The 25,097-nt window shown below is 38.2% G+C and carries 24 protein-coding genes; all 24 read right to left on the bottom strand.

Going from position 1 to position 25,097, the window contains the following annotated elements; translation table 11 throughout:
* Nucleotides 1-32: 32 nt before the first annotated feature.
* Nucleotides 33-920, bottom strand: coding sequence for a YitT family protein (locus ACP8HI_RS25325; RefSeq protein ID WP_438348866.1), 888 nt, complete (start codon nt 918-920; stop codon nt 33-35).
* A gap of 617 nt (nt 921-1,537) precedes the next feature.
* Nucleotides 1,538-2,654 (bottom strand): peptide chain release factor 2 gene (gene prfB / locus ACP8HI_RS25320; RefSeq protein WP_438351990.1). Its coding sequence is split into 2 segments (ribosomal slippage): nt 1,538-2,581 and nt 2,583-2,654, totalling 1,116 coding nucleotides; the frame shifts between segments, so codons are not numbered across the junction.
* Nucleotides 2,655-2,816: 162 nt separating this feature from the next.
* Nucleotides 2,817-5,324: a preprotein translocase subunit SecA gene (secA, locus tag ACP8HI_RS25315; RefSeq protein ID WP_438348865.1), complete on the bottom strand. Its 2,508-nt coding sequence runs from the start codon at nt 5,322-5,324 to the stop codon at nt 2,817-2,819.
* Nucleotides 5,325-5,658: 334 nt separating this feature from the next.
* Nucleotides 5,659-6,213, bottom strand: coding sequence for a ribosome hibernation-promoting factor, HPF/YfiA family (hpf, locus tag ACP8HI_RS25310; RefSeq protein ID WP_438348864.1), 555 nt, complete (start codon nt 6,211-6,213; stop codon nt 5,659-5,661).
* A gap of 348 nt (nt 6,214-6,561) precedes the next feature.
* Nucleotides 6,562-6,759, bottom strand: coding sequence for a cold shock domain-containing protein (locus ACP8HI_RS25305; protein ID WP_438348863.1), 198 nt, complete (start codon nt 6,757-6,759; stop codon nt 6,562-6,564).
* A 235-nt stretch (nt 6,760-6,994) separates the two neighbouring features.
* Nucleotides 6,995-8,017, bottom strand: a complete 1,023-nt coding sequence (locus ACP8HI_RS25300; RefSeq protein WP_438348862.1) for a flagellin — start codon at nt 8,015-8,017, stop codon at nt 6,995-6,997.
* 384 nt (nt 8,018-8,401) lie between these two features.
* Nucleotides 8,402-9,463, bottom strand: a complete 1,062-nt coding sequence (locus tag ACP8HI_RS25295) for a tetratricopeptide repeat-containing glycosyltransferase family 2 protein (protein WP_438348861.1) — start codon at nt 9,461-9,463, stop codon at nt 8,402-8,404.
* A 129-nt stretch (nt 9,464-9,592) separates the two neighbouring features.
* Complete coding sequence (locus tag ACP8HI_RS25290; RefSeq protein WP_438351989.1) at nt 9,593-10,270, bottom strand: IS4 family transposase; 678 nt, start codon at nt 10,268-10,270, stop codon at nt 9,593-9,595.
* A gap of 58 nt (nt 10,271-10,328) precedes the next feature.
* Complete coding sequence (locus tag ACP8HI_RS25285; protein WP_438348860.1) at nt 10,329-11,105, bottom strand: DUF6270 domain-containing protein; 777 nt, start codon at nt 11,103-11,105, stop codon at nt 10,329-10,331.
* Nucleotides 11,106-11,544: 439 nt separating this feature from the next.
* Entirely contained in the window at nt 11,545-12,336 is a 792-nt protein-coding gene (locus tag ACP8HI_RS25280; protein ID WP_438348859.1) for a GNAT family N-acetyltransferase, read from the bottom strand.
* Between the two features lie 71 nt (nt 12,337-12,407).
* Nucleotides 12,408-13,169 (bottom strand): class I SAM-dependent methyltransferase, encoded by a 762-nt coding sequence (locus tag ACP8HI_RS25275; RefSeq protein WP_438348858.1) that lies wholly within the window; start codon nt 13,167-13,169, stop codon nt 12,408-12,410.
* Nucleotides 13,170-13,202: 33 nt separating this feature from the next.
* Nucleotides 13,203-14,045: a LicD family protein gene (locus ACP8HI_RS25270; RefSeq protein ID WP_438348857.1), complete on the bottom strand. Its 843-nt coding sequence runs from the start codon at nt 14,043-14,045 to the stop codon at nt 13,203-13,205.
* On the bottom strand, nt 14,042-14,776 hold the full coding sequence (locus ACP8HI_RS25265) for an NTP transferase domain-containing protein (RefSeq protein WP_438348856.1): 735 nt from the start codon (nt 14,774-14,776) through the stop codon (nt 14,042-14,044). The genes ACP8HI_RS25270 and ACP8HI_RS25265 overlap by 4 nt, the downstream gene beginning before the upstream one ends.
* A 30-nt stretch (nt 14,777-14,806) precedes the next feature.
* On the bottom strand, nt 14,807-15,874 hold the full coding sequence (locus ACP8HI_RS25260) for a pyridoxal phosphate-dependent aminotransferase (protein WP_438348855.1): 1,068 nt from the start codon (nt 15,872-15,874) through the stop codon (nt 14,807-14,809).
* A 16-nt stretch (nt 15,875-15,890) separates the two neighbouring features.
* On the bottom strand, nt 15,891-17,357 hold the full coding sequence (locus ACP8HI_RS25255) for a CDP-glycerol glycerophosphotransferase family protein (RefSeq protein WP_438348854.1): 1,467 nt from the start codon (nt 17,355-17,357) through the stop codon (nt 15,891-15,893).
* Between the two features lie 413 nt (nt 17,358-17,770).
* A complete protein-coding gene (locus ACP8HI_RS25250) occupies nt 17,771-19,717 on the bottom strand; it encodes a tetratricopeptide repeat-containing glycosyltransferase family 2 protein (protein WP_438348853.1) in 1,947 nt (648 codons plus the stop codon).
* A gap of 43 nt (nt 19,718-19,760) precedes the next feature.
* Nucleotides 19,761-20,099, bottom strand: coding sequence for a hypothetical protein (locus tag ACP8HI_RS25245; RefSeq protein WP_438348852.1), 339 nt, complete (start codon nt 20,097-20,099; stop codon nt 19,761-19,763).
* Nucleotides 20,099-20,485, bottom strand: coding sequence for a flagellar export chaperone FliS (gene fliS / locus ACP8HI_RS25240; protein ID WP_438348851.1), 387 nt, complete (start codon nt 20,483-20,485; stop codon nt 20,099-20,101). The genes ACP8HI_RS25245 and fliS overlap by 1 nt, the downstream gene beginning before the upstream one ends.
* An 18-nt stretch (nt 20,486-20,503) precedes the next feature.
* The gene (fliD, locus tag ACP8HI_RS25235; protein WP_438348850.1) at nt 20,504-21,964 is read right to left on the bottom strand and encodes a flagellar filament capping protein FliD; all 1,461 of its coding nucleotides are present in this window, start codon (nt 21,962-21,964) and stop codon (nt 20,504-20,506) included.
* 14 nt (nt 21,965-21,978) lie between these two features.
* A complete protein-coding gene (locus ACP8HI_RS25230) occupies nt 21,979-22,353 on the bottom strand; it encodes a flagellar protein FlaG (protein ID WP_438348849.1) in 375 nt (124 codons plus the stop codon).
* A 156-nt stretch (nt 22,354-22,509) separates the two neighbouring features.
* Nucleotides 22,510-23,280 (bottom strand): flagellin, encoded by a 771-nt coding sequence (locus ACP8HI_RS25225; RefSeq protein ID WP_438348848.1) that lies wholly within the window; start codon nt 23,278-23,280, stop codon nt 22,510-22,512.
* Between the two features lie 176 nt (nt 23,281-23,456).
* On the bottom strand, nt 23,457-23,681 hold the full coding sequence (gene csrA, locus ACP8HI_RS25220; RefSeq protein ID WP_438348847.1) for a carbon storage regulator CsrA: 225 nt from the start codon (nt 23,679-23,681) through the stop codon (nt 23,457-23,459).
* Entirely contained in the window at nt 23,681-24,097 is a 417-nt protein-coding gene (locus ACP8HI_RS25215) for a flagellar assembly protein FliW (RefSeq protein WP_438348846.1), read from the bottom strand. Before ACP8HI_RS25215 ends, csrA begins: the two co-directional genes overlap by 1 nt.
* A gap of 88 nt (nt 24,098-24,185) precedes the next feature.
* Complete coding sequence (flgL, locus tag ACP8HI_RS25210) at nt 24,186-25,094, bottom strand: flagellar hook-associated protein FlgL (RefSeq protein WP_438348845.1); 909 nt, start codon at nt 25,092-25,094, stop codon at nt 24,186-24,188.
* Between the last annotated feature and the right edge of the window lie 3 nt (nt 25,095-25,097).

The following is a 25,097-nucleotide window of genomic DNA, read 5'->3' as shown; positions in this document are numbered from 1 at the left end:
ACAACTTTTGGGGAAGTTGAGTTATTTATTTACTACACTTGTCGTTTAAATCCTTCTCCCAGAACTTCATGCGCATTGCTAATAATGACAAAAGCATCTCGATCCACCGTCTGAACCAACGTCTTCAATCGCGTCACTTCATTCTGTCCTACAACTACCATTAGTACGGTGCGATCATCCCCTGTGAAGCCACCTTGCGCATTTAACTTCGTTAATCCCCGATCCAGATCCTGAAGAATAGCAGCTGTAATCGATTCTGTATGATCCGATATAATGTAGGCGACCTTCGTGTAATTAAATCCTAGCTCCACGGTATCAATCACCTTGCCTGTGACATACAAAGCAACTAACGCATACAACGCCTGCTCCATGGACATAACAAACGCGGCTAGAATAATCACCGTCCCATCCAATAACACCACACACAAAGAGAAGCTGAGACCGCTTATTTTCTGAATAACCTGCGCCAGTATCGTCAGTCCTCCTGTAGATCCACGTCCGCGAAATACGAGACCTATCCCGAGCCCAACACATATTCCCCCATATATAGAAGCAAGCAAAGGGTTAGCCGTCGGAATAGGCCAATCTTTCGTCATCAATACGAATAAGGGTAAAATAATACTTCCAAGCAAGGAGCGAATACCATAATCTTTACCTAGCAGTAGAAACCCCAATACGAACAAAGGAATATTGAAAGCCCATTGTGTAAACGCAGGTTCTAATCCGAGCCATGCCTCACCTAGCACAGAAAGCCCTGATACGCCACCCGAAGCGATCCCATTAGGTAGAAAGAACAAATTAAATCCTACCGCGATTATAAAAGATCCAACAATAATACATATCGTATCCAAAACATGCCTTGCAGGTCCATTCATGGGAATCCACCCTCTGGATCTGCGATTACGTGATGATTGTGCCATTTTCGTGTTGTTCTCCTCTCAACTTTTTACTAAGAAAACCTCTAACCGCGTCCTTGGTGAAAAAGCTACACCCGTCAGCCACCATTAGTTTTAGAAAACATACGCGAGAATCATCATAACTGTAAAAAATACACGCGTTGATCACCACAGTCTCAGAAAGTACACGCGTCGATCACCTTTAGTTGTATAAAGTACATCTATATTCGACCAAATCCTCCAAACGCTAACTACAGTTGCACATAGTACATCTAAATTACTGGAAATCCCTACTTTTGACCGTTATCCCCATTTTAACTGTACCTTGTGCAACTATTTCTCTCTTCCCCTACTTTTCCCGCTAATTAAGTGTACTTAATACAACTACTCGATCCTCATCTGTCTACTTTCGTGAGTGCTGCACTTTTCGCGTGTATATAGTCGCCACGCCTTGTAATCTTCGATTACGACATCTGGAATTTATGATCTCCACGACCTTGCATTCTTCGATTACGGCATCTGGAGTTTGTGTTCACCGATGGCGGCGTTACTCCGAATCGCTACTAGCTATTGATGAGTGTGAGATTTCTTGTTCCCAAAAAAATCCCTACACATGTTAGCGTGTAGGAATTCCGTATCCTTTATTCACTTTCAGCCACTTTAAGTTGGCTACGTAGAAATCCATCGATAAAGATATTGATATCTCCATCCATCACTGCACCTATATTACCTGTCTCGACAGATGTACGGTGATCCTTCACCATGCTGTAGGGATGGAATACATAGGAGCGAATCTGGCTCCCCCAAGCAATATCCGAATGTTCCCCACGGATCTCCGCCAACTCTTGGCGTTGTTCTTCGAGCTTACGCTCCACTAATTTGGATCGAAGGGCCGTCATCGCCCAGTTCCGATTCTTGATCTGAGAACGTTCAGCCTGACTCGCTACGACGATACCTGTTGGAATATGAGTAATACGTACGGCCGAATCCGTTGTATTGATATGCTGTCCACCAGCTCCCGTAGCACGAAAAGTATCAATCTTCAAATCCTCTGTACGAATCTCCACTTCCGCATCCTCTGTAATCTCAGGTACAACATCGCAGGATACGAATGACGTATGACGTCTTCCCGAGGAGTCAAAAGGCGAAATTCGTACCAGTCGATGCACACCCTTCTCAGCTTTGAGATAACCATAGGCATTAAAGCCCTTAATCAACAGGGTCACACTTTTGATACCTGCTTCATCACCCGCAAGATAGTCCATCGTCTCGACTTTGAAGCCACGCTTATCTGCCCAACGAGTGTACATTCTGAGAAGCATCTCTCCCCAATCTTGCGACTCTGTGCCACCGGCACCAGGATGAAGTTCTAGAATAGCGTTCATCTTATCATAAGGTTCGCTCAATAGCAGACCGAGCTCGAATTCACCCAGTTTCTTTTTAAGAGAACGTGTAGATTCTGCAATCTCTGTGAATAAGGATTCTTCTTCCTCTTCATCTACTAGTTCTGCCATCATTTCAATATCATCGTACTCGCTTTGGAGCTTCTCATATTCATCAATGGAAGACTTCACAGCATTAAGCTCAGCAATCAAGCCTTGTGCCTTCTCACTATCATCCCAGAAATCAGGAGCAGCCATCTTCTCTTCGAAATTAGAGATCATCTCTTGCTTAAGATCTAAGTCAAAGAGACCCCCTTAGGTTAGTTAATTTACTACTCATTTCACGTAGATCATGTCTTATACTTGGATCGATCATAATTTTCACGTCACCTCTGCCATATTGTCTCTTTTCACTATCAGAAAATCCCTCAATTCAGAAGGATCATCAGTACACGTACCCAGTCCCTTATAGAGAATGAACGTAACTTCTGAGCCCTCCTAGAATTAAGGGAGTCCTATTCCTGCGTCTCACTTACTCTTATGATGACTGACCATGACACTGTTTAAATTTCTTACCACTGCCGCATGGGCATGGATCGTTACGACCGATCTGCTGACCAACATGCACCGGATTCTTCTCGGCTGGTTCACTATTCGTAGATACTTTCGTCTCGTCAACGACCGCTTGACGTTCCTGGTTGCCTTCAATCTGTGCCTTCATAATGTAATTCGAGACTTCTTCCTGAATATTAGCTGTCATCTCATTAAACATTTGGAAACCTTCAAATTGATATTCACGCAACGGATCTGTACCACCATATGCACGTAAATGAATCCCTTGGCGAAGCTGATCCATCGCATCAATATGATTCATCCATTTACTATCCACAGAACGAAGCACAATAACCTTCTCGAATTCTCGTACTAGCTCAGAGCCAATACGCTCTTCGCGTTCGTTATACTTCGTCTCCACGCGACTATAGATATATTCTATGATGTCTTCTTTTTCTTTAGCCCATAGATCATCACGAGTGATCGTTCCTTCTTCCAAAAGCTTACTATTCATGTAATCCGCAACTTCTTGTAGCTCCCAGTTCTCAGGAATGTCATCAGTACAATGTGCTGTAACCACTCGATCAACTACGCCTTTGATCATTTCCATAACAATACCCTTAATATTCTCCGACTCCAGAATTTCACGGCGTTGCTTATAAATAATCTCCCGCTGTTGATTCATAACGTCATCATACTGAAGCACGTTCTTCCGCGCATCGAAGTTGTTGCCTTCTACACGCTTCTGAGCAGATTCTACAGCACGCGTAATCATCTTGCTCTCAATAGGTTGATCTTCTTCAAATCCGAGACGATCCATCATAGCCAGTACATTATCCGCACCGAAACGTTTCATCAATTCATCACCTAGAGACAAGTAGAACTGAGTAGATCCAGGGTCACCTTGACGCCCTGCACGTCCACGAAGCTGATTATCAATACGACGAGATTCATGACGCTCTGTACCAATAATATGCAAGCCGCCGACTTCTGGTACACCGTCACCTAATATAATATCTGTTCCCCGACCCGCCATGTTAGTAGCAATCGTTACTATACCTGGTTGTCCTGCTTGTGAGACAATTTCAGCTTCTTCAGCATGATATTTCGCATTAAGAACGCGATGCTTCACACCTTTTCGCTTCAACATCTCGGAGACAAGCTCTGAATTCTCGATAGATATCGTACCGACCAATATAGGTTGGTTATTCTTATGACGTTCAACAATTTCCTCAACAACAGCCGTGAACTTGCCCTTCTCGCTCTTATACACGATATCTGGCATATCTTGACGTTGATTCGGCTTATTGGTTGGCACTTGAAGAACTTCCAAGCCATAGATCTTCTTGAATTCTTCTTCCTCTGTCTTCGCTGTACCTGTCATACCCGCTAACTTACGATACATCCGGAAATAGTTCTGGAATGTAATAGTAGCAAGTGTCATACTCTCGTTCTGTACTTCCAAGCCTTCCTTCGCTTCGATCGCTTGATGCAGCCCATCGCTATAGCGACGACCTTGCATCAGACGCCCTGTGAATTCATCTACGATCATCACTTCTTCATCCGCTACAACGTAGTCTACGTCAAGACGCATAATAACATTCGCCTTCAGAGCTTGTACGATATGGTGATTCAGTGTTACATTCGCATGATCATACAGGTTCTCAATACCGAAAGCCTTCTCCGCCTTGTTTGCACCCTTCTCCGTAAGTGCAACTGACTTCACCTTAATATCAACAGTGTAGTCCTCTTCGGCCTCTAGACGCTTCACAAAGCGATCTGCTGTGTAATACAGTTCCGTCGACTTCTCAGCTTGTCCTGAAATGATCAACGGCGTACGTGCTTCATCCACAAGAATGGAATCGACTTCATCTATAACACAGAAAGACAATGGACGTTGTACCATTTGCTCTTTGTACAACACCATGTTGTCACGCAAGTAATCGAAGCCGAATTCATTATTCGTACCATAAGTAATATCGCAGGCATAGGCTACTTGTTTGTCTGCATGATCCATACCATTCATGTTGACCCCAACTGTCATGCCTAGAAATTCATATATTAGTCCCATCTGTTGGCTATCCCGTTGTGCTAAATAATCGTTCACCGTGACCACGTGCACACCTTTACCCGACAGTGCATTCAAATACACAGGGAGAGTTCCTACAAGAGTCTTACCTTCACCAGTCTTCATCTCAGCAATTCTGCCTTCATGAAGTGCCATACCGCCCACTAACTGTACATCGAAATGACGCATCTGAAGCGTACGCTTCGAAGCTTCTCGAACCGTTGCAAATGCCTCTGGCAAAATCTCATCTATCGATTCACCTTTCTCAAGGCGAGCACGGAATTGATCCGTCTTAGCTTTCAGTTGTTCATCCGAGAGTGCCACATATTCTGGTTCCATTTGGTTGATTAGTTCGACCGTCTTCATAAGACGTTTGACATCACGCTCGTTGGTGTCGCCGAAAATTTTCTTTACAAGTCCTAACATGGTTAACCCCTTTCGTTCAAACAGATGGTAGAACCAACTTCTTAACTTCGAGGGTTAATAATGAAATTGATTCCTTTAATGATTGGTTTGCATAAATTGTAACAGTTTGCAACCGATGCCGCAACACGTGATGTCTCTTCTTTACCACTAAATTACTATAACACTTCCTACTATAGAATGAACTAGGGACTACGTTACCTTAGTTCACTCTTTCTATATATACGCACAAAGAGCCCTATCCGTTGCACGGATAGGGGCTCATTTTAATAATATATACCAATTAAACGAAGCTTCCTGACTGTGAACTGCGTGAATCGACTGGACTTTTGTCTAACTAACTTTGTTCGATTAGACCATATTTACCATCATTACGCTTGTACACAACATTCACTGCTTGATTATCAATATTAGAGAATACAAAGAAATTATGACCAACCATATTCATCTGTAGAATAGCTTCTTCAATATCCATAGGCTTAAGGAAAAAGCGCTTCGTACGTACAACTTCCAATTCGTCTTCCATGTCGCCATTTGCGATCGAACCTGCTGCACCCGATCCCTCAGAGAATAGCGTCTTCAGACTTCCATCTTGACGGAACTTACGATTAAGCTTCGTCTTGTGCTTGCGAATCTGACGTTCAAGCTTGTCCACAACCGCATCAATGGATGAATACATATCATCACTATGATCTTCTGCTCGGAGCATGAGACCTGGCAATGGGATTGTTACCTCTACCCTGTGTAACCCACGATTAGCACCCAAAGTAACATTACCATCTGTCATCAGAGGTTCGTCGAAATACTTCGTAAGCCTACTAAGCTTCTTATCAACATACTCCTTCAAAGCATCTGTTACCTCAATCTGTTGACCACGAATACTGAAATTCATAAGGCACTCCTCCTTTGCATAATCATTATATCACAAGTGTTAACGCTAAGTAAAAAGGTAATTTCGTGACTAATACCAAAATGTAAACTCTTACATTCCACCTACATAAATCTAGTAAAACGATGATATTAGGAAGTCTCATCTTTGGATTTTAGAAGAATGAAACACACGAGTGTAATCCTTACTTAACCATTATGAGTAAGACAGAAACATGTATAATACTTCCATATCATCATGCGAAGGAAGGGATAACAAATAAAGACCCTGGATTCATCCAGGGCCTGAACTTTATGATTTCAGTTAACAACCATCATTCCAACTATATTGGTTCGGCAAATGCCGGACGTATTATAATTTGGTTACGTTAGCTGCTTGCGGTCCGCGAGCGCCATCAACAACTTCGAATTCAACTTCTTGACCTTCATCCAATGATTTAAAACCATCTGTTTGAATTGCGGAGAAATGTACGAATACGTCGTTACCCTCAACTGTTTCCAAGAAACCATAACCTTTTTCAGCATTAAACCATTTCACTTTCCCTTGCATACATCAACATTCCCTTCGTGTTCAAATTAATTAAGCAAGCGCTTACTTTAGGAATATAACACCAGAAGTGGGTGGTGTCAAATGTAAATATGCTCGCCTATTGAGAATATGATCTCCAATCATCGGTAGCTGCAGGAATTCAGGATACAAGTCTCTGCCAATTCATCGCCTATCTCTAAGTTTATAGAATTGAAGGGACCCTAGACATTCTAAGGTCCCTTCACATCACTGAATCCTAACCAAGCAATTGTACAATACCTTGTGGCCGTTGGTTAGCTTGTGCCAACATCGCTTGCTCCGCTTGCGTATGAATGTTATTCTTCGTGACATCTACCATTTCTTCCGCCGTATTCTCATCACGAATACGTGATTCAGCAGCGGGCAAGCTCTCAGAAGTAGCACTCAAGTTGTTGATTCTGTGCTCCAAATGCTTCTGGTTCACAACCAACTTAGAACGTTCTTCAGAGACAGTGTTCAGTGCATTGTTAATCGTAGTGATTGCGGCATTCGCCGTTGATTGTGTGGTAATGACAACCCCAAGCGTAACGACACTGCTAGCATCTAACGCAACAGCTGAAGCAACTAATCTAACGCCTTCAGAGTTAAAATAACCGGCAGCCATTGCGGACTTAGCTGGTACTCCTTGTGTTCCATCACCAGCACCTGAAGCTGATTCAGGTGCTTCATCTTCTGCTTTCGTCGTAGCAGCTGCTGTTCGCCATGTTCCAACGACACTACCCGCAGCGTCCTTCAGTTCATGATCCTCTGTTGTAACCTGGCGTCCCACTTTCAATGCTTCTCCACTCATGTCACCGATACGGAATAGGCTATCTACGAATGTACCATTCAGTAACTTCTCGTTATTAAACTCCGTATCCGTCGCGATCCGCGAAATCTTCCCAGCCAACTCATTCACTTCGAACTGTCGTTTCTCACGATCAACATTTTCAATAGTAGCCCTTGAAGCTTGAATAGCTAATTCACGCATATGTTGAAGATTATGGTATATTTCTTCCAAAGCGCTTTCAGCTGTTTGAACGAGCGAGATTCTATCTTGTGCGCTCATCTCAGCTCTATCCACACTACGAATACGATCCCGCGCTTTCTGGGATATTTCCAATCGTGCAGCGTCATCATCTGCACGATTGATCCGAAGTTCCGAAGACAGCTTCTCTACGTTGTTAGAAGCCGCCACTTCTGTGCTCGTACCTAATGGACGCTGTGCGTTCACAGCCGCAATATTGTGATGGATAATCATGTGGTTTCACCTCCATGTTATTTGTTATTCCCACATCCATGTGGTGCGCTCGCTCCAGTGTTGGTCGGCCGCCCTATTGAAGAAGCGTATATAGTATGTATCGACTATGAAGGTAACACAATGAATAGACATTCGAACTTTTTGTGTATCATGCGAAAGAGACGTCATCACTGATTTATTTCTTGCGATCCATTTCTTCTTCAAGTTTTCGATATACATCAAAGGTATTGTATTCCTGATTGTTATCCACAAAAATATTTAGCTGTTCCCCAAATTCGCTGATGAACGATTGAACTTATATATCAGACTTATATTTCCTTATAGTACCTGTTTGAAAACCCATAAAATCAAATAGAGCCCTCACAAGGCTCTTTTTTGGGAATTCTATAATAAGTTTGATAACCTTTCAATAGAAGGACGATAATCAAATGCCTTTGCGAAAATATACTGCTCCTTTGCTTTTTCAATATCTCCTGTCACTTCATAGAACACACCCAAATTATGATGTGCGGCATAACTACCCGATCCTATCACACTGCCTTCTTCGGCCGTTTCTCCGATCTCTAAAGCCCTAAGATAGAATCGTTCTATGTAAGGCATTAATTCACCGTACTTAGTAGAATTACTCAGAATAAGCTCTAGAAGATAAAGAGCTGATACGAAATAGAAATCTGGATAATTACTTAGATAATCTTGTTCATTCTCAACAACTGACAATCCTTCCTCAAGATTACCAGATGCAATAATAGCATATAGAAAATTCACAATAAGACTAGGGGCATATCCTTCATTTCGTGTAATCAATGTATATGCTTGTTTCAAATGAACATACGACTCCTCGTGATTCTCCAACCCACGATACTCTTTTGCAATTTGGTAGTGATAGTATGGGCTCTGAGGGTTCTCCTCAATCACTTCCTTCAAAATAGGGATATTACGATCCGTCTTTAGCTGATGAAGATATCCATCATGCTGAACTTCAATATCTACTTTGTGCCTCAGAAGGCTCGATTCCACCTGCTCGTGGATTTTACCGCTATAGCGACAACTCGTTGGAAATAATCTGGAGATGTAATTCAGCTCATAGCTAAGTTCATCTTTATTCATAAATTCATTTACTATTTTGATTTTACCAATGGCTGGGATATTATGTATAAATGTCCGGATAGCATTTGCACAGTCGTTAGATACATATTCATCCGCATCCAGCACCAAACTCCACTCACTTGTTGACTTTTCTAATGCAAAATTACGTGCAGCAGCAAAATCATTCTTCCATTCGTAATCAAACACTTTTGCTCGAAATTCAGAAGCGATTACTTTGGTTTGATCTGTCGATCCTGTGTCAACAACTACAATTTCATCTACGAGATTGGAGACACTCTCCAAGCAGCGTCTTAACGTACTTTCCTCGTTCTTCACGATCATAACTAAGGATATTTTCATTATATACACCCCGAAGTATGCTAATTTTAAAACTAATCAATCACGCCTGTTGATTAACCAGATACTGGATATGGAAGGTTCGACAAATAGATGTACTTTTTGAGTACCCTAGCAATAGCTAAAATCCATTCAACTTGTCAATTGATCGTCTTCAATTTGCTCTTTAAATCGAATGAGAGGTATTGATTTATAAGCGATAACGTATAGTTTTGAATAATCGTATAGCCACATTAAAAGCACATATGTCATAAGTGCTGCGAACAATTGATTAGATACGGCATTCTTTGTCGTACCAAAAAGAACAGGGACATTTAAGTTTTGCTTAATCCATCTAAAGAACACTTCGATGCCCCAACGTGCCTTGTACATATCAGCGATTTGTTCGACCGATACATGCATGAGATTGGTGACAACACGTATCTCATTTTGATTGTTATCTTTGAACATCACCACACGGTGACGAAGTTCGGATTGACACTGTCGTGTTCCTAGGAAACAAGTGATATCTTTCGTTACATTCGAGTCTTTAACGGCTTGGCATTTTAACGAATGAGGCTTTACAAGCATGACATTTTCTTTGATACGAGTAACAAAATACTGTTCTTCTCTAGCATATTGATCAAATCGTTTGATTTTTCCGTAAGCACGGTCTTGAACAAGGATGTAATTCTTATCTGCAAGTTTTTCCCCAATGGGACCATCGTGGACGTTACCAATCGTTTCAATGACTTGAGCGGGTTGTTCCGTGGTAGCGCTAAGTGCAACATGAAGTTTAATACTTGCCCGCTGAGACGGTTGAACGCTTATGTTTGCAATTCTAGATGTTTAATACCTAATATATAATCCGATTATTGTAAACAATGTATTATGAAATTGACTCGTATACAATACTATTTAAATCTTTAAGAAAATCATGATAATATCTTTCTTCATAATGAAGATACCAGAGATCCCACAAAGGATGTTTTTTTGCTATGAAGTATTCTTGAGGGTCTAATTCAATATATTTACACTGAAAATTAGTCAATATATAATTATCCAATAAATCCCAAAGTTGGTTATAGTGTTGATAATCTATTCTATCTAATGTTATTATAGAGTCATTTTCATCTATATATCGGTTAATAAATCTTGCTTTGTGTATAATTATATTACAGTTTGGTACATTTGTTTTTACAAATTCCATAAATTTTGTAACAGCATTAATCCATAGGGAAAAATAATCATTTGTATCTTCGCTTAGACTAAATGGGGATTTTTCTTTTAAACTTTTATAAAAACTAGTTTTATGCAAGTGCCATCTATTGTTCGTTGTTAATCCATTTTGAAAAAATAATACACCAAAATATATATCTCCAAATAAATCAATAATTAAATAATCGGGCTGTTGTTTGATTAAATCAACAAGAAACTCTTTACTTAGATCTGTTTTGAGTAAGTTAAGAATAAAATCCTCCATTCCCTCTCTAAGGTTATCTAGTTGAGAAGGATCAAAAGATACAGTTGGACTCATAATACTTATGATAGATGAATGTTGTTGAGTCAATACACAATGATATAATTTTTTGTAATCGGGGTTAATAGTAGAATTAAAATTATCTCTAGTTGCACAACTTCCCAATACAGCAATCCTTTTCCTCATTCAAGAATCATTCCATTCTTAATTTATTCATTCAAATCAATTTTATAAATCAGCTGCCTTGATATAACCGGTTTTTGACCAAAGAAAGGGGAGACCTTCCCCGAATCTCGAAAGTGTTAACAACTACAAAAACACCGAGACGAAAGGATGATCTCCCTATGCTATATTGGACATGAGAGTCTGATCTCCCTTTAAGAGCTGTATGAGTTGGAGCAAAAAGATCGTTATGAAGCCATCTTCTCTAGCGTAGACATCACGCCTGTTTACTCGGATCCATAAAAACTCTTTAAAGTGCTCCAGGTGAAATCAATTACCAAGCAATGATTTTTCGTTATTTACTAGGATTACGAGCCTGTCCCGAAGACCTATTGAACCGACTTCGTGAAGACATCCTGTTCTTTATGGATTGCGGTTTCACTCTTATCGGAGAAGATCCCCTTTAATTTTTCACCAATTTCGCCCAGCTTGATATAACTTCAAACCCTATCTTTTTATGCATCTGGTGTGCTTGTCGGGTATAAAAATAGGCAAATACTTCTTTCCCTTCCTTCAGTAAATCTGAACAAAGCTTACAATAAACCTGAGAAGCATATCCGTTGCCTCTTTCTTCAGGTTTAGTGTATACTCCAGAAGTAACTCCTATATCATTAGTCTGTGCATATGTTGCGCAATGAGAAATTAACTTATCATTTTTCTTCAAGATATAGTTTCTTCCAAATCCATCAACATATCGTTCTTTAAGTTGGTGTTCTAGCAACAGTACGTCGTAGTGTCCACCTAAGCCATCATCTTCGATTAAAAGTCTAGCAATTTCATGCATGTCATTTAAAGAAGCCACCTCGACATCGTTTTCATCAATTCCAGGATTAACCTTTATTTGTCCAACGCTCCCATATTCCGCAGAATAGTCTGGAATATAATCTTGAATACTTTTTATTATATCCCCTGTCGCTGTTACAATTGAAGGTTGGTTATCATTGATAAATTTCGTTACATCGCCAATATTAAAAATTAAATCAGAACTCTTACAGTATATATGAATACCAGTGTAATATTTCGCCAATAATCCCTTGATACGATTATTATCATCTAAACTAACCCAGACATTGAAAAAATCAGTATCGAATCCATATTTATTAAGATTAATATATAAATACAAACATTTGGAATAATCTGCACCTATATATTCTAGAATAGCTGACTTCCATGAACTGTCACATTTCCCCAACATTCTTCCCACCCCTTTTCCGCAAAAATATTTTGGGGATTCTCATTGTAAAATTCTTCTAATAGATCTATTGGTTATCTTCTTTTTCTTTCTAAAATAAACATCCATTGTTTAGTTTCCTTCTGGGCTTTAATATCATCGTAAAAAAACTCATTACTAAGTTTTAATTCAAAACCCTCCTTATACAGAACGTCAAACAGCTTATTGTACTCAGACTCAGTTCTATATATTGCACTATATTCATTTTCTAAATCTTCAGAATAAAATCTATCTAAAGTTAGTCTACTTTCTAAAGCTATTGGTTCAGATAAATATATGATACATTCCTCATCAAATCTCTCTACCAGCTTAGTAAGTACTTCTTCTGCCTCATCGTCATTGATGTACATTAACACACCACCAGATACAACAAATCGGTTAAATTTCTTATTAACAGGAAATTCTACCGTTTCATTTGTTAACTCTTGGATTGAAGCATGAATAAAATAAGTGTCTTCATTTTTCACTATATCTTCACGTCTATGAATGATATCAATGAATTCCTTTACATAATCCACACCTACATAAGTATTAACAATAGGGGTGATATACTTCGATATTCTACCCGTTCCACACCCAACCTCAAGAACAATACTATTACTGTCTAAGTTAAGGAGCGGAAATCTGTGCTCCAGTTCAAAGTTAGTCCAAGCATCGATTTTACTTTTATCTTTGTCCCCACATAAAACCACGGGTGCATCTATATCAATGGATATTTTGTCTACCGCTCTTTTTTTATAAAAGTCCCTTAAACTTCCAGGATTAATTCGAACATTTTCTTTATATATTCTCCCCACAGTATTCTCCCCTTTATCAGCAGATCTAAGAACTTATAATTTCAATTCAAGACCGTCTGAAAATCTAATATAAGATGCATATGTATGCCCTTGACGTTTTTCAACTGGCGGGAGCTCCATATAATCTCCATATATCGATCGCAAAATATGGTCATATTTCATCGGTGCATAGAATGTGTGCCCTTCAAATTCAACCATAATTCTTTTTTCAAACCACTCACGTTCAAAGATATATCCTGACATATAATTATGTGAGACAAGGAAACGACTGTCCCTTTTATTATATAATTTAGCAAAATAATCAAAAATAAATATTACAAACTTACGTGGAATATAAGACAATATACTAAATATTATTTTACTTATAGGATTAGTTAATGTCTTTTTTCCTATCGGTGCCCACAATACTTTTCTACATATCTTACTCATCAGCATCGGTATTTTTTGTTTAATTTTATTACTCGTTAAATTATCAAGTGGGAAAATATCAATAAAGATTCCATCCTTTTGTTTCAAATGCTCTTGTCCTGATCGAATAAAAGATGTATTCTTTAATTTTAATTTTCCGTATACCCAATTATAATATTTATCTGTTTGCTGATTTTGCAGAAGAAACTTTGAAGTATCTAATTCATGCTCACAAATTTCATTGAATTTATCATAATCTTCTCTTAACATTTCGATATCAATATCGTCATCCCATGGAATGAAACCATGATGTCTAATTGCCCCGATCAATGTTCCATATGATAAAAAATAACGAATATTATGTTTATTGCAAATTCTATCTACTTCAATAAGAAGCGATAACATCTCTTTTTGTAGTTTTTTTAACTGCTCATCATTCAGTTCGATATAATCTATTTCTTGTATCACATTCCACCTCTATTAACATCTTTCCGTTCATTGAAATCTTTACTTGTATGGACTAAAATTCTTTCATAATCATCAAAATAATCAATTTCAGCCCAAAAAATTCCATTTATATCAATCGTCTCAATTTTACGTTCTTCAACTAATGAATAGATGATGTTTTCCCACCAAAGCTGATGTTGCTGGCTTCCAATTAATTCTTCAAGTTTCTCTATAAATTCCGCCAAAAAACCTTCCCTTACTTTTCCAATACCGACATATTCACATGATCGTTCTTCAAGCGGTAAATCTTTACCATATTTCTTTACATACCCATTTTCTAATTTTAGAAAATAGTCGCCAACCACCGTTCTCCCAGTATCTACCATTAATGTGCATTCTTTTTTCGTATCTATTATGAGATCTAATATATTATTATCAATATATACATCCCCATTCATAATGATCGTATCTTCTGTTAGCTCAGCTCTAGCAAACCAAAAGGATGCAATACTATTAGTAACATTATAGAACGGGTTATAATAATAAGTTACGTCTAGGCCTTCCAATGCTTCATAAATTTTAATATCACGATAGCCGACGCATACAATTGGTTTAATATCCCTTTCCAGCAACATCATTACGGTTCTTCTAATTAGCGGTATTCCATTAACGGGTAAAATACTTTTAGGGATTTCTTCAATCATTCTTGATATTCTTGTACCTCTTCCGGCCGCCAACAAAATAGCTTTCATGAATTCACCTATCCCCTTATTAAGTCGTATTTACACTTCTTTGTAATGCTGATCCACTTCTATAAACTGCTCCCAAAATACACTCATGATATCAATACTTGCCGTAGTTACCCGAATCCAATCTGATAAAATAGATGTATTATATGTTTTAACTAATGTACCTTTTTCTTTTAATCTCGCGAATATCTCTTGCGGTTTGTTATTACTTTTAATAAGCATATAATTGCCATGATTAAAATGATATTGATATTCATACTTTTCAAGTTGAGTAAGTAAATACTCCCTTCCTTCTCTTTCTTTCTCAATTAAATCATCAATAATATGAGGATTTTCTAATATTTTTTCAGCAAATTTAATCGCAAAACAGTTAACAGGGTACGTTGAACTTGCTTTTTTTATTTCACTAATTATTTTATCATTTGATATGATATAACCTATTCTACATCCGGCAATTGAGAGCATTTTTGAAAATGTTCTAAACACCATAACATTATCGTATTCAGTCACACACTTCAAAAAGGTTATCGGCGAAAAATAGTAATATGCTTCATCAATTACTACTACTGCATTATTTTCTTGCGCTTTTTCTATAATTGCTCTTACTTCAGTTTCTGACCAAGACGCTCCAATCGGACTATTGGGATTCACTAGAACTACAATACCGGTATCTCGATCAATATTATTTAGTATAGTATCCAGATCCACCTGAAAGTCCCCATCATAAGTAACAGGTGAATGTACCATCCCATACATGTTGATGTATACTGAATACATTTCAAAGCTTGGGCTAACAGATACTACTTTCTTCCCTGGTTCTCCGAATACTTCAAATAATAATCGAATAGCATCATCAGAACCGTTTGTTAAACATACATTTGTTGGTTCACACTGCAAATATCTTGCTAATCGTTCAATTAATAACGTCATTTCAGGATACATTGCGACATATTCGGGTGTTATACTTTCCATTACTTCCTTAAAAAAATGTGTAGGCAACCCTTCTGGATTTTCATTCATATCCAATCGAAGATAATTCTCACGGCTTTCACTATAGGATGTTCTATATAACTTCTCTATATTTGGATTAACATAATGCATGTTAATTTCACCCTTCTTAATCAAGTTTTAATATTTTGTTCATAATTTCGCTCTTAACACGATGATGAATCTTCTTACCACAAGTACCATCCGCATTGCTTATACTTTGTTTAAACCTTGAAATACGCTCTTCTTTTTTGAAGTCCTCATTACACTCTACCATCTCAACGAATTGAGATACTGTTACATCTTGATTTGTGAAATAACAACCTAGGTAATCAGCATAATAATATCTGTCTTGTTCTAACATTTTTTCACTTAATAAACCTAAAACTGGCTTCTCCGTTATAATGTATTGCAGCAAAACAGAACTATAATCAGTAATGATGCCATCAGAGACAACAACTGCTGGATAAATGTCACTACTATTATCAATAATAATATTAGAAGCCACTTTCACTTTACTTTCTATCATCTCAAATGCTTCTAAAACATTGGGTCGCATTGTTTTTAATGTAATTTCCGTAAGTGGATGTGGTCTCCAAATTAATACATACTGCTCATGATCTATAAAATAATTTAAAATTTGTTCTATTTGTTTAAGCCAAGTGCCCATTGACAGAAGATCAGCAATACCTGTATTAAATAATAGCACTTTTTTATTTTTTATTGTTTCTTTCCAGTAAAATGGAAGTTCTCTTTGTTCCTTCACCGCTGTAAGCATAGCATCAAGTTTTGGAGAACCTAAATTCAATATTTTGTTGGCATCAATTCCATTAGCAACATAGGCATCTTCTGCATTATTCGATTGAGCAATAATTTTTGTCATATTCTTTAATGATGGTAATACATGAATTGCTTGTGTCTCTGAACTTCCAGGTACATAATATGGCACATATACTAACATGTCTGTATATTGTGCGAGATTGTCAGAATAGAACCGAGGGTTAACCATAGTAAGTATATTACTTTCGTCAAACGGATTGTGAATGTAAATAATATCTGGTCGTCTATTCTCAAAATCATACATTTCAAATGGTATCGTATTTACATCCTTTGGAAATTGATTTCCTTCATAACAAAATCTAATAATTTGTCCATCTGCATTCTTTTCATAGTACGGAATAGGAACTACGTAACAAGTACAATTCGGATCGTTTTCTGCTTCTTTATATATACTTTCTAATGAGTCCCACATGGATGCTTTATATGGCATAAATGCTATTTCTAGTTCTGTTTTCACATCATCAATAATCTTACCTCTTACATCATTTATTATTTTCTTTATTTTACTTATATGAGATATAAATAAGTGATCTTCATGTACCCTTGGTATTATGAATTGTACAGTATCAATTGCTTCTTGGAGGAGTTCACATACTTCCTGCTCATCATGCATTGAATTAGATAAAGTTATTAAACCATCATTACAATCTTGTAACATTCTAATTGCTTCATCGCCACCATTATCGCTCGCATAGTTTATGCCTTGCTCTATCGTAGTAACAAGCTTCAATATTTGCTGCTTTTGATTTAGTTTCATACTGCTTTATTCCCCTCCAATTAAATAACCATTATATTATTACATTCTCACGCAGCTACAAGTAACGTCCTTGCCAACAGCTGAGCCATAAATTTTGTCATAGTATCTTTATATTCCAAAGCCTTTAGGACGGCTTCACATCTTCTTTCAATTTAGCACTACCTTATTCGGGTTAAGTGGTTGGTATGTCTCCTCTTGCTTGAAACTTATCACTCACCATTGTCATGTTCCCTTATATATTATATCGACAATATACAACAAAAAATGAATGACTCAAAGCCAATACTATCGGTTGACAAACCAAGCTCCCTCACAACCTCATACTTTCATGAATACAAAGACAAATAGGGTGTCCCTAGCCATTTCAATGACTTTTGGAACAGCCCCTTATTTTGAATATTCCATTATTATATTTACTTTTTCTCTTGATTAAGGAACTCACGGACGAATGTTATATTCACAAACTGCGGACATTCTGTAATAAACTTGTTACTATAATAATCCTTTAGCTCTTTGTTGGCATGCCTTATTAAAGGAATATAGAGGGTTTGATTTGCAGGCTCTCGATTTACAGCTTCGCTGAAAAATTCCACAGCGTCCTCGTAGAATTGATTATTGATATGGTACCTTCCCAAATTAACTACACTTGTGAAATCCAACTGCTGTTCCGACAAAAGGATGGAATAATAATTTAAGGCCATCTCCGTCAAATTTAATTTATAAAAGTAATTAGCCAATTGGTTGATCAATTCAGATGATCTCATGAAATTTATGAATTCATCAAATTTCCCGAAGGCTTTGATTAAGAACAGTTGCTTCGCTACTAGAAATAATGAGCTTGAGTAATTCTTTAAGTCTTGCTCTTCTGGAAGATGTCCATTAGTAAGCATAGCAACGATAAATTCAGTCAATTTAGAAATCTCATCATTCTGGAATTCTCCCTCGATTTGGATGAGTACGGAGTAGTTATTCCATTGTATCGCCCCAACAGCCATTTGAATCCATAGCTGTAGTTGGTTATCTGCATCTAGCTGTTGATTCGAGGGTGACAATCCCAACCACATTTCTTGATTGTCTGTAATGACAGCAAGGCGAGCTTGATCCAATAGACTGAGATGATCTAACGATCCTATAAATTTCATATAATATCGAACCAATTCTACCTGTCCAAGCACTAGCGACACTTTAAATAGCAAATTACGGTCAGCCTCATCATGAATATCATATATTTTATTCAACAAGTCGATCACTGAATCTGAACTTTCATTCTGACAAAGCCATTCTATCAATTTTAACAGTACTAATGGATTTTTATTATTCTTATGAAGCAATTTGGATAACCAATAAATCGCCTGCTGATTGTCGTTCAACTTAAAATATAATTCCACTAATTGTAATACTGGAGTCTCAAAACTAAACTTAGGTTCGACGAGCCAAATTTCTAGTTTATCACTCGCCCTTTGTTCTGCAATGTTGACCGCTTTAAGATAACAGTCGATAGCCTTCTCGAAGAACCCTATCTTTTCATACTGAGAACCCTTTATCGTATAATAATCAGGATAATCAGAAAATTTCGATAGTTTCGTGTTGGTCCATTCCTCAACTAATTCCAAGCGGTCCTGCGAGAGATATAGACTTATAAGTCCGACTAGGCAATGAGGATACCATGCTGAATTAGGGTCCGCTCCCTTTATTGCCTGCTCATAACAATGAACAGCCTCTATCTCATTTCTCACATAACGATACTGATTACCCAATGTGAACCAATCATAATCACTCATGTTGTCGTTTTTTTTCATCTCATTAAAAATAGACATATTTCGTTCATGTTTATTTTTTTCCGTTACTCGTTGAGCCTGATAACCTGTATGATAAATATTCAAGTCAATTTTCCGATGATATAGTTTTCCTCGTTGTCCTCTTGTTAATTGTTCATGAATCGGTCGTTCGAAATAGATTCCTTTATAGTTAGAGAACAATCTAGTTACAGGTGCTGTTGTAATCTCATCCTGGAATTCTTTCTCCGCAGTAAAATTAACCACAGGTAACGAATAGGCAAGGTGACTGACTGGCTTCTCTTTATTTAGGAATTTATTCCACTTATCGTATTCGTTCTCAGCCAAATATTCATCCGCATCTAGAACTAATATCCACTTTCCTGTTGCATGTCGAAGTGACTCATTGCGTGCTGCGGCGAAATTATTGGTCCATGAATAATCAAACAATTTCGCACCATATTTGAGAGCAATTTCTTTGGTTCGGTCCGCAGAACCCGTGTCAACTATAATAATTTCATCGGCTAAACGGGTAAGGCTATCTAAACAGCGGGGTAATAGCTCCTCTTCGTCTTTCACAATCATACATACGCTAAGTCGCTTCATTACAGTAACCCAACCTTTTTATTCATTTCTTATCATCTATAAACATACTTTCGACACTATAACCAGCACCATAAGCATTTTTCTGTTCTTTAACGGCTTCTTGTTTCAATAACCATTCACTAGCTTCTAGTTTCAAAGAGCTCATCTTAGAAAGTATGGTTTCATCATACTCTCCTAAATTCCGAAGCCGTTGTTTATCCTCAACTGTAAGAACTCTCTGACTTATCCCTATCTGATGAACAAGTTGCTCCCTGCGCTCAGTGAACGCAGTTAGCTCTTCATAATCAACCTGCTCTATCCGTTGCACTAAGGCAGCCGTCAGTTCTTCCAGTTCAGTAATCTGCTCTATCATAGTTGTCATCAGGCATGCCCCTGACTAGAATTCACTGACTTATTTGCTGTATCCCATGCTTCACGTAAATCTAGTAGATAGATCAACACCTCATCAGCAGGCTTTTTACTTTTCTTTAAATTGGCAGTAATTAATTGGTGAATCATATATTCATAAACCTGAGAAAGATTCTTAGAAATAGGATAATCGAAATTCAAGGCTGCAATCAATTCATGTATAACACCCTGCGCTTTACATAAATTGGTGTTAGCCTTCTCAAAATTCCTTTCTTCGATCCCAGCGATACCCATTCTTACAAAACGAATCGCTCCATCATACAGCATGAGCAGAAGCTGACCTGGCGGTGCAGTATTTAGTTGTGTTTGTTGATATCTTTGATGAGGTGATGTTATCAAAAGATTCTCTCCCTTGCATTAAGATAGCATACTACTTAAACTGGACGACGTACTATTAAACTTATTCATCGCTGTTTCCATTGCTGTGAATTGCTTGTAATAACGAGCCTCTAATGAAGCCAACCTTCTATTGATGTCTGCTATTCGTGTATCGAATATTTTTAACTGATCTCCCATCTGACTTGAAACAAGAAAGGCAGTTGTTAGATCACTACTATATTTAGAGGTTCCAGCTTTCTCAGATAATGATGTGAGAATAACAGAACCAACCTTCTTCAATCGGCTAAATATACCATCATCCTCATTATATATTTTATCCGGTGCTGGCTTTGAATTATCCACTTGTCCGAATAAAGCAAATACATCTTCTGGGTTAGCCTCTAGTGCAGCCTTTAGCTTAGTTTCATCAATAATCAGCTTACCCTTCTCACTATAGTTACCAGTTGTTATACCAAATTGCGTAATATTAGGTGTGACAAGTCCCCCAATAATAGCAGTTCTCATTTCGCTAAGCGCTTTATCTATAATAGGGTCACTCTTCAGCATACCGCTTTTTGCTTTTGTCTCCCAAAGCTTAATTTCATCTTCGCTCATAGCTGCCCTCTGTTCGGTCGTCAGAGGTAGGTAGGTTCTAAATCGTTCCTCTGATGTGGCCAAGTTCAGTGTGGCAATCGTTGCATTATAGGATTCTACGAAGGATTTAATCGTATCAACCATCTTATCTGTATCCTGATTCACTTGAATTTGAGTAGATTGATCAGTAGGTGTCACACCATGGATTGATATTGTGACTCCGTTAACGGTGAATGTGTTGGAGGACTGAGTGGTTGAAATTCCATTGATGATTACAGTAGCATCTGTACCTTTACCTGCAGATGCTGTTGTATTATTTATTCCGATGGCAGCAAGAAGTCCTCCTTCTACCTCCATCGGCACACTTCCAGTTGCTATATTGGTTAATGACATTTGCCCAGATTTCTGATCATATACAGCGGTAACACCTGTCGTCTTATCATTGTTAATCTTACTAACTAGAGAAGCGATTGTATCATCTGCATCAAATCCAATTGTACCTTCACCAATTTTAATTGTCATATCCGTCCCAGAGTAAAGGTCAGAAATTTTAGTTGCACCAGGTTTAGCTGGACTTGATACTACAGAAGAGGCAGAAGCTAAATTCCCCACACTAATATTAATAACAGAGTTAGTTGCTGATCCTGTAGCTGTGGCTGTCACATTCGAGGCACCAGTTACGGTAGCCTTCTTGGAGTTGATTGAACTACTGAGACCAAATGTTGATAATTTATCATTAAAACTAACCAATGTTGTACTTATCGTACGATACCCTTCTCTTTTCCATTCCGTTTGCTGTTTCTGCTGATTCAGCTTATTCAATGGGAATTTCGATGCTGTCATCATATTTTTTACTATGTCGTCAATATTCATACCAGAAGCTAAGCCACCAATTCTCATTACCATAATAGACTCCTCCTTTATACTCGTTTATCAAAAATAAGACCATTCAGTTTCATCATATCCGCTGCCACATCTAATATCTTCTCCGATGGAATCTCACGTATCAGATCACCAGTTCGCTTATCGAATACCTTGACCATAATTGCATTCGTTTCCTTGTGAACAGATATCTCAAATGATTTCTCCGGACCCTGTACGGCCCGAATAACATTCTCTAACTGTTGAATAATCTGTTGTTCATTCCCACCCGATAGGCGGCTGACGATTGCCGTGGGAGGCTGGCGGTTGCTTGTTACTGAAGAGGCTTGGATGTCTTCATTATTGCTCTTTGCTAGTGTTACATTTCTGGTTCCCATATCGGGCCTGATTCCTGATACTATTCTATTATCCACAGATTGCTCCTCCTCATATGCATTTGAATAATCATAATGTTCGCTTCAGAGTTGTTACTATATATATCGGAATAGCAGAAGGGTTTATGAAGAAGATAAGGAGAAAAAGAAAAGAGACCTTGAAATTCAAGGCCTCTTCGGAGAAAAAGGGGAAAATTAACGAAGTACTGATAGAATACCTTGTGGTGCAGAGTTAGCTTGAGCCAACATCGATTGAGATGCTTGCAACAAGATGTTGTTCTTAGAAAGAGCAACCATTTCCTTAGCCATATCAGTATCACGAATACGAGATTCAGCAGCTGTCAAGTTCTCTACTACCGTACCCAAGTTATTGGAAGTGTACTCCAGGCGGTTTTGTACAGCACCCAGTTTAGCACGTTCAGTCGATACATTCTTGATAGCACTTTCTACTTCAGCCAAAGTAGTTGTTGATGTCAAGCCAGTGATACCAGTAACCGTAATTGATCCGATTGAAATAGTTCCAGTTGCTTTATCGTTAACTGTAATATCAGCACCTGCAGTAATACTAATACCGTTGAATGTAGTCTCGTTCATGATATTATCAATTTGAGCACCTAGTTCGTCCAACTCAGCACCAATGTTCGCTCTATCATTTGAGCTATAAGTTCCACTCTTACTCTGAACGTTCAGTTCTTTCATACGAGTAAGCATAGCAGATACTTCGTTCATTGAACCTTCAGCTGTTTGTACGAATGAAATACCGTCTTGAGTGTTACGTTGAGCTTGCTCTAGACCACGGATTTGACCGCGCATTGATTCGGAGATGGACAAACCAGCAGCATCGTCAGCCGCACGGTTGATGCGTAGACCTGAAGATAGCTTCTCCATGTTCTTGCTTGTTGCAGTTGTGTTAAGACCCATGTTACGGTGTGTATTTAGTGCTGGAATATTGTGATTGATAATCATTATTATTTCCTCCTTGAATTTGGTTTATTCCCACATCCATGTGGTATTAGCGTCTTCACAGGTCGGCCGCCCTGAAGATTTACCGCTCTAATATATATATCGACTGTTCACATCCAAATGTTTATAGCTTTTTATAATTATTTTATTTATTTATTTCAATTCAGCTTATTTGAGGTCTACTCGGATAATCCGTCCATTATCTTCTGAAGCTGTTTCACATCAATTGCAGCCCCCAGGTTATTCTGCTGGATGGCTTCAAAGATTTCCTTACGATAAATATCGATCGTCTTCGGCGCTGAGATTCCCATCTTTACGGTATCTGCTTCAACTGAGAGTATCGTAATCTCAATATCATTCTGGATTATGATAGATTCTCCCTTTTTCCGTGATAGAACTAGCATTAGCCTTCACCGCCTTCGGAATCCTCTATCCCATTTACCCACAATAAATGCTTTGTTGTATACGGTACATTCTGTAATACAATCTGTTTACCACTGTGCTTCTCCGAATTAATAATAATGGGGGCAAGTAAATTCAATGTCACCTTATTGCGGTCACTATTCCATGTTACGATACAGCGAATATTCACTTGTTCGCGACCCGTTATCTCAATTTCTTCAAGGAGGTCATCCGCTACATCAAGTTCATAGTCAGAATAGAAATCAAACGGATTCACAATAATAAATGCTACAGATGGATCGGTTGCAGAGATTAAGACACTAAATAATTCATCGTATTGCTGTATATTAAACTCTTTTAATAATTCAAAACCTGGCATTCCCTTCGGGAAGGTAACAGCACTTAAACGTTTATCCATAGTTAAAGCCTCCATTGTTCATGAACCAAAAGAGCTATGGATCATAACATTCCCATAGCTCTTTTGGTTCTAAATTCAATCCCATTTATTATCTCATATAATCCATTAAACTTGTTGACATAATCTGTGCCGATGATTTCAGTGCCGCTTGATATATGGTCTGTGCCGATGTGGCTTGGATTAGCAGGCTCGCGATGTCAGCATCTTCAACCTTCGATTGCAACGTCGTTAAATTAAGATTACCATCTGTTAGACGATTCTGCACTAATTCTACTCTATTCGTTCTAGCCCCAACCTCGGTCTGGCTAGCAAGCATCTTTGTTGTTCTAGATTCAATATTCACTAACTGCGCACTAACACCAGCTGTATCTCCGCTAGCTAAAGCAGCTGAGAGATCATCTAACAACTTAAATACGTTATCCGGTTCAGTGCTTGTTCCAAAGAATTCACTGCCAGAGGTATTCATGCGGAAAGTAACCCCGTCCCCAATTGAATATTCAACTGCTGCTGTATCTGGATTAATCGCAGCATAATCCGTTACTGTATCAGACAGCTGATAAGGAGCTTGATCATATTGTTGACCATTGAATATATATTTACCCCTTATTTGCATATTACCAATATCAACCAGGTATGCCTTTAACTCTTGAATCTCTTGATTAATAGCATCCAAGCCAGCTTGCGGTACAGTACCCGTTGCACCTTGGATAGTCAAATCCTTGATACGATGCATTACATCAGTAGCTTGAGCCATGTTCGTATCCGTTGTATCCAGCCAACCTATCGCTGCATCCGTACTGGTCTGATACTGTTCATTGGAAGCTAGATCAGATCTATATCGAAGTGCGTATGTTACACCAACTGGATCATCAGATGGCTTATTTATTTTACGTCCAGTAGAAATTTGGTTCTCCATCTTATTCATACTGTAATTATTGCGGTTAAGATTACTCAATAACTGCGTGTTCATCATGCTAGAAGTAACACGAATAGACATTAT

This window comes from Paenibacillus sp. FA6 (assembly GCF_051550225.1).
Taxonomy (GTDB): Bacteria; Bacillota; Bacilli; order Paenibacillales; family Paenibacillaceae; genus Paenibacillus_AQ.
Note: the sequence above shows the minus strand (reverse complement) of the source record. Positions and strands in the feature narration are given on the sequence as shown.

Bases quoted from the DNA above. Each gene is read 5' to 3' on its own strand.
- ACP8HI_RS25325 (WP_438348866.1), bottom strand. From the start codon at position 920: ATGGCACAATCATCACGTAATCGCAGATCCAGAGGGTGGATTCCCATG.
- ACP8HI_RS25250 (WP_438348853.1), bottom strand. From the start codon at position 19,717: ATGATTGTGAAAGACGAAGAGGAGCTATTACCCCGCTGTTTAGATAGC.
- ACP8HI_RS25215 (WP_438348846.1), bottom strand. From the start codon at position 24,097: ATGGATAAACGTTTAAGTGCTGTTACCTTCCCGAAGGGAATGCCAGGT.
- fliD (WP_438348850.1), bottom strand. From the start codon at position 21,964: ATGGTAATGAGAATTGGTGGCTTAGCTTCTGGTATGAATATTGACGAC.
- ACP8HI_RS25255 (WP_438348854.1), bottom strand. From the start codon at position 17,357: ATGAAACTAAATCAAAAGCAGCAAATATTGAAGCTTGTTACTACGATA.
- ACP8HI_RS25280 (WP_438348859.1), bottom strand. From the start codon at position 12,336: ATGTTGGGGAAATGTGACAGTTCATGGAAGTCAGCTATTCTAGAATAT.
- ACP8HI_RS25245 (WP_438348852.1), bottom strand. From the start codon at position 20,099: ATGACAACTATGATAGAGCAGATTACTGAACTGGAAGAACTGACGGCT.
- secA (WP_438348865.1), bottom strand. From the start codon at position 5,324: ATGTTAGGACTTGTAAAGAAAATTTTCGGCGACACCAACGAGCGTGAT.
- ACP8HI_RS25305 (WP_438348863.1), bottom strand. From the start codon at position 6,759: ATGCAAGGGAAAGTGAAATGGTTTAATGCTGAAAAAGGTTATGGTTTC.
- ACP8HI_RS25300 (WP_438348862.1), bottom strand. From the start codon at position 8,017: ATGATTATCCATCACAATATTGCGGCTGTGAACGCACAGCGTCCATTA.
- flgL (WP_438348845.1), bottom strand. From the start codon at position 25,094: ATGTCTATTCGTGTTACTTCTAGCATGATGAACACGCAGTTATTGAGT.
- ACP8HI_RS25225 (WP_438348848.1), bottom strand. From the start codon at position 23,280: ATGATTATCAATCACAATATTCCAGCACTAAATACACACCGTAACATG.
- ACP8HI_RS25260 (WP_438348855.1), bottom strand. From the start codon at position 15,874: ATGCATTATGTTAATCCAAATATAGAGAAGTTATATAGAACATCCTAT.
- ACP8HI_RS25295 (WP_438348861.1), bottom strand. From the start codon at position 9,463: ATGAAAATATCCTTAGTTATGATCGTGAAGAACGAGGAAAGTACGTTA.
- csrA (WP_438348847.1), bottom strand. From the start codon at position 23,681: ATGCTAGTTCTATCACGGAAAAAGGGAGAATCTATCATAATCCAGAAT.
- ACP8HI_RS25265 (WP_438348856.1), bottom strand. From the start codon at position 14,776: ATGAAAGCTATTTTGTTGGCGGCCGGAAGAGGTACAAGAATATCAAGA.
- hpf (WP_438348864.1), bottom strand. From the start codon at position 6,213: ATGAATTTCAGTATTCGTGGTCAACAGATTGAGGTAACAGATGCTTTG.
- ACP8HI_RS25285 (WP_438348860.1), bottom strand. From the start codon at position 11,105: ATGAGGAAAAGGATTGCTGTATTGGGAAGTTGTGCAACTAGAGATAAT.